Genomic DNA, 1895 nt, shown 5'->3' on the forward strand with positions numbered 1-1895 from the left:
GCCCCAGCGTGGTGCTGGTCGCCGTCTCGCTGGCGATAGGGCTGCTGATCGGCGTCGAGGTGCCGCTGCTGATGGAGCTGATCCAGCGGATCCGGCGGCAGGACCCGGGCGGGGCGGTCGCCGACCTGTTCGCCGCCGACTACGTGGGCGCCCTGGTCGGCGGCCTCGCCTTCCCGTTCCTGCTCCTGCCGCAGTTCGGGCAGCTCACCGGGGCGCTGCTCACCGGAGGGGTCAACGCGGTGGTGGGGGCGGCGCTGGTGCTGGGGCTGTTCGGCCGGGACCTCGGCCGCCGGGCGCGGCGGGTGCTGCTGGTCGCCAACGTGCTGGTGCTGGCCCTGCTCGGCACGGCCGCCGTGCTCGCCGACGACTTCGAGCGCGCGGCGGGGCGGGCCCTGTACGGCGACGGTCTGCGGGTGTCCCTGCGCACCGGCGCGCAGGAGGTCGCGCTCACCGGGGGCGGGCCGGGCCGGCCGCTCGGCCTCTACCTGGACGGCACGCTGCGTGTCGACGGGCGGGACGAACGGCGGTACCACGAGGCGCTGGTGCACCCGGCGATGAACGGGCCGCAGGCGCGGGTCCTGGTGCTGGGCGGCGGCGACGGCCTCGCCCTGCGCGAGGTGCTGCGGTATGGGGACGTGCGGGAGGTCCAGGTGGTCGACGCCGACCCGCAGCTGGTCCGGCTGGCCCGCACCGATCCGGGGCTCGCCGCGCTCAACGAGCACGCGTACGAGGACCCCAGGGTGCGGTTCGCCGCCGCGGACGCGTTCCAGTGGCTGAGGGTCGCGCGGGGCGGACCGTACGACGTGGTGATCGCCGACCTCCCCGATCCCGGGAACACCGCGAGCGCCAAGCTGTACTCGCGCGAGTTCTACGGGCTGGCGCGGCGGGTGACGGCGCCGGACGGGCGGCTGGCGGTCCACGCGGGCTCCGCGGCGGGCAGCCCCCGGACGTACTGGACGGTCGCGGCGACGCTGCGGGCGGCGGGGCTGCGGGCGACGGCGTACCGGGTCACCGGGGCGGCCGGCCGGGAGTGGGGGCTGTTCCTCGCCTCGGGCGGGCCCACTGCGCCGCGGCTCGGGCCGGTGCCCGGTGGGCCGCGGCCGCACACCCTGAAGGAAGGTTCCCTCACGGCGGCGGAGCGGGCCGCCGGGCGCACCAGGGTCACCGGGCTCCCGGCCTCCACGCTGGCGCACCCGCGCTACTGAGGGCGCGGACGCCGCCCCGTGCCCGCCCTGGGCGTGGAAAAGGTGTGCCAATCGGCCTTCGCCGGGGGTGCGGTTCGCGCTCCCCTCGGTAGTGTCGGGGCCCATGGAGCATGAGGTGTTCGTTCCGGTCCCCGCCGACCACCTGGCCGCCGCGCTCGCCGACCCCGAACGGGTCGCCCGCGCCCTCCACGGCTTCCAGCGGGACGCCGCGGCCGAGGGCGTCGCCGGCCGGCTCAAACTGCGGGTCGCCGGCAGCAGCGTGACGTACCGCGGTTCGCTGGACGTCGCCCGCCGGGCCGACGACGCCTTCACGGCCGAGGCGGAGGGCGGCGAGGCCCGCGGCGACGGCACGGTCCGCGCGACCGTCCGCCTCGCCCTGCGTCCGCGGTCCGACGGGACGGTGCTCCACTTCGAGGCCTCCGGCACCGCGACCGGGCGCATCACCGGGTTCGAGCCCGACGCCGTGCACGGGGCACTGGTCCGCCTGCTGGAACGGTTCGCCGAGGACCTCCCGGGGCAGGGGGGAGAGGACGCGGACGGCCCGGCGGAGCCGGCGGAGGGGAGTGCGACGGTGACCAGCGACGGCCACGAGGAGGTCACCCCCGGCGCGGGCGAGCCCCTGGTCCCCGAGTTCGCCCCTGGCGCGGACGGCGACTTCGACGCCCGCCCCGACGCCGACGACGCGTCCCC

Annotated in this window: 2 protein-coding genes; both read left to right on the top strand. The window is 77.6% G+C overall.

The features are described from left to right. On the top strand, positions 1-1205 hold a 1205-nt coding region (locus ACOV8S_RS26675; RefSeq protein WP_448320852.1), incomplete at its 5' end, for a spermine/spermidine synthase domain-containing protein. 103 nt (positions 1206-1308) lie between these two features. Further along, a partial coding sequence (locus ACOV8S_RS26680; protein ID WP_448320854.1) for an SRPBCC domain-containing protein occupies positions 1309-1895 on the top strand: 587 nt, incomplete at its 3' end.

Source organism: Streptomyces sp. CO7 (genome assembly GCF_053474865.1).